Raw genomic sequence first — 3162 nt, 5'->3', positions numbered from 1 at the left:
GACGAGAAGACCTCCTTCGATCTGCTCGACCGCTTCGTCGGCGCGGGCCTCAATGCCATCGATACGGCCGACGCCTATTCGCGTTGGGTTCCCGGCAACAAGGGCGGTGAATCGGAAACCATCATCGGCAAATGGATGAAGGACCGCGGCAATCGCGACAAGGTCGTGGTGGTCACCAAGGTCGGCTCGGATATGGGGCAGGGCCACAAGGATCTGTCCGCCGCCTATATTGAAAAGGCCGTCGATGCATCGCTGAAGCGGCTGCAGACCGAATTCATCGATCTTTATCTGTCGCACTGGCCGGATCCGACGACGCCCTATGAGGAAACGCTCGGCGCCTATGAGAAACTGCTCGCCAAGGGCAAGATCCGCTATGCCGGCTGTTCCAACCTCGATGCCGGCCAGTTGCGTGCTGCACTTGACGTGGCAAGCTTGCGCGGCCTGCCGCGCTACGAGGTGCTGCAGCCGGAATACAATCTCTACGACCGCTCCTCCTTCGATGGCCCGCTGCGCGACCTCTGCGTGGCCGAGGATGTCGGCGTCATCACCTATTTCAGCCTGGCCAAAGGTTTCTTGAGCGGCAAGTACCGCACGGAAGCCGATCTTGGCCAGAGCGAGCGCGGGGAGGATGTCGGCGGCTATCTCAATCCACGCGGCACGCGCATTCTGGCGGCGCTCGACGCCGTATCCGCCAGGCATTCGGCCAAGCAGGCGGAAGTGGCGCTTGCCTGGGCCATGGCGCGGCCGGGCGTCACCGCGCCGATCGCCAGTGCCACCAAGCCAAGCCAGATGGACAGCCTGATCAGGGCGGTGTCGTTGAAGTTGAGCGCCGACGATATGGCCGAGCTCGACAAAGCCAGCGCCTGAGGGCTGCCGGCAAGACGGGACGCACGAACGTCCAAGACGATCCTCATGCCTTGCCATACCGTCCTTCGCACGGGCTCAGGGCGGAGGACCAGATGGACGGATCGCTTCTTTCGCAGCCGGAGCCTTGGCGCCAATTGCTTGCGCTGTTGCTGGCCGCCACCGTCGTCATGGGCAGCCCTGGGCCGGCGACGATAAGCGTTACCGCCGTCGGCGCCGCCTTCGGCCTGCGCGATTCGCTTCGCTACACCGGCGGCATCGTCCTAGGCACGATCGCCGTGCTGCTGGTTGTGGCGACCGGGGTTATGGCGGTGCTTGGGTCGATGCCGAAGCTGGCGCCGTTGCTGGTTGTCGCGTCGGCGGCCTACATTCTCTATCTCGCCTTCAAGATCGCCACCGCGCCGGCGCTGGCCGCACGTGCCGCCGAGGCTTCGCGCCCAACCTGGCTGGCTGGATTTCTCCTGGCGGTCGCCAACCCCAAGGCCTATGTGGCGATCGCTGCCGTGTTCGCCGGCACCTCGTCGAGAAAGGGCGATGTCGAGCTCGGCCTGTGGACGAAACTGACTGTTCTGGCGGTGATGATCGTCGTCATCCACGCCGTGTGGCTTGTTGCCGGCGCGGCGTTCGCACGCTTCCTGCGCAGGCCTGTCGCCTCGCGGATCATCAATCTGGTCTTTGCCGCGACGCTGCTGTTGACCACGGTGCTGGCTGTGTACGGTTGACGATCAGGCCGCGGAGCCGTCAAGCTTCGCGCCGAGTTCCCGCAACCGCTTTGCCGCCGTTGTCGGCAGGGCCGGCGGGTTGGGCGCGCGTGATGCCTCGACAAGAAGCTGGTCACAGGCGGCTTCCGTCTCGCCGATCAGCCGCGCCATGAACTCTTCCTTGCCAAGACCCGGCGGTATGGGCGGCAGGAAGCGTGCCTTGATGGTTCCGGGATAGCGGAGGAACTTGCGGCGCGGCCAGTAGAGGCCGGCGACATGGGCGACCGGCACCACCGGAACGCCAAGCTGCGAATAGATTTCAACGATACCGTATTTGTAGGCCGGCTCGTCGCCCGGAGCCCGGCGGGTGCCCTCGGGATAGATGATCAACTGGCGCGGGTTGCGTGCCATTTCTTCCTTGGTCGCGGCGACCACCGCCTTCAAGGCCTTGGAGCGGCTGCCGCGATGCACCGGGATCATGCGCATCTTCAAGATGTACCAGCCGAAAAACGGGATCCAGGTCAGCTCGCGCTTCAGGATGTAGAGCGGGTCCTGGAGGTAAGGGAAGAAGGCGATAGCGTCCCAGAACGACTGGTGCTTGGGCGCCAGGATGAACGAACCCTCGGGCAGGTTTTCCTGCCCGGTGATGTCATTCTTCGTTCCGGCGATCTTGTCATAGAGCCACATCGAGGTGCGCGACCAGAATTTCGGCACGAACCAGGCACGGTGACGCGGCGACAGGAAATAGTAGGGGGTCCAGAGGATCATCTGGACGATCAGATTGACGTAGAAGACGAAATTGAACGCCAGCGATCTGACATAGAGCATGGGGGAGGTCCGGTGAGGAAGTGTGCGTTGGTTACACCAAGCGCGGGGAAAAAGGAAACGGTGCGATGCTGCCCGTCCTACCAGGTTGCCTGCGCCAGGCGTTCCCTCAGGCGTGGGGCGGCAAAGTCCAGGAAGGCGCGCAGTTTCACCGGCAGCCGGCCCTGGCCCGCATGCACCAGGTTTACCGGCCAAGGCTCGGGTTCGAAATCCCCGAGCACGGGGCGCAGTGTTCCTGATCGTGCGGCGGCAACGATCTGGTAGGAAAGCACCCGCGTCAATCCGACACCGGCGATCGCCGCATCGATCGCCGCCTCGGCGGTGTTGACCCGGAGCCTCGAGCGGACCGGTACGATAAAATCAGCCTTGTCCACGCTGAAGGTCCAGGTGGCAAGCGAGCCAAGGCCCTCGAAGGTGATGCAGCTGTGCGTCTCGAGCTCTCCCGGGGTCCGTGGAATGCCGTGCGCGGCCAGATAGGCCGGGCTTGCGCAGACAACATGACCGATCGAGCCGACCCTGATGGCGACCAAGCGCGAATCCGGCAGCCTGCCGATGCGGATGGCGAGGTCGATATGGTCCTCGGCCAACTGGCTTATCCTGTCGCCGAGCGTGAGGCGGATATCCACCAGGGGATAGGCGGCCAGGAAGTCGGTGACGACGGGCAGAACGTGAAGGCGGCCGAAGACAATCGGCGCGGTGATGATCAATTCCCCTGTCGGGGCGCTGTATTCGCCGCCGGCGGTGCGTTCGGCATCGCCGACCTCGTCCAAAA

4 protein-coding genes are annotated in these 3162 nt (G+C 63.9%); 2 read left to right on the top strand and 2 right to left on the bottom strand.

The window, feature by feature from the left end; all coding sequences use genetic code 11:
- Together EOA36_RS31840 and EOA36_RS31835 are read left to right on the top strand one after the other, a co-directional pair.
- A partial coding sequence (locus tag EOA36_RS31840; protein WP_145969416.1) for an aldo/keto reductase occupies nt 1–867 on the top strand: 867 nt, incomplete at its 5' end.
- A gap of 92 nt (nt 868–959) precedes the next feature.
- Nucleotides 960–1586, top strand: coding sequence for a LysE family translocator (locus tag EOA36_RS31835; protein WP_127280818.1), 627 nt, complete (start codon nt 960–962; stop codon nt 1584–1586).
- A gap of 3 nt (nt 1587–1589) precedes the next feature.
- Here EOA36_RS31835 and EOA36_RS31830 read toward each other — a convergent pair whose 3' ends face one another.
- Complete coding sequence (locus EOA36_RS31830; RefSeq protein ID WP_127280817.1) at nt 1590–2393, bottom strand: 1-acyl-sn-glycerol-3-phosphate acyltransferase; 804 nt, start codon at nt 2391–2393, stop codon at nt 1590–1592.
- Nucleotides 2394–2470: 77 nt separating this feature from the next.
- Nucleotides 2471–3162, bottom strand: a 692-nt coding sequence (locus tag EOA36_RS31825; RefSeq protein ID WP_127280816.1) for a LysR substrate-binding domain-containing protein, incomplete at its 5' end; no start/stop codon positions are given.

The organism is Mesorhizobium sp. M8A.F.Ca.ET.021.01.1.1 (assembly GCF_003998025.1).
In the GTDB taxonomy this organism is placed as follows: domain Bacteria; phylum Pseudomonadota; class Alphaproteobacteria; order Rhizobiales; family Rhizobiaceae; genus Mesorhizobium.
Note: the sequence above shows the minus strand (reverse complement) of the source record. Positions and strands in the feature narration are given on the sequence as shown.

Excerpts from the sequence above, each read along its gene's own strand:
- EOA36_RS31835 (WP_127280818.1), top strand. The coding sequence starts at position 960 with ATGGACGGATCGCTTCTTTCGCAGCCGGAGCCTTGGCGCCAATTGCTT.
- EOA36_RS31830 (WP_127280817.1), bottom strand. The coding sequence starts at position 2,393 with ATGCTCTATGTCAGATCGCTGGCGTTCAATTTCGTCTTCTACGTCAAT.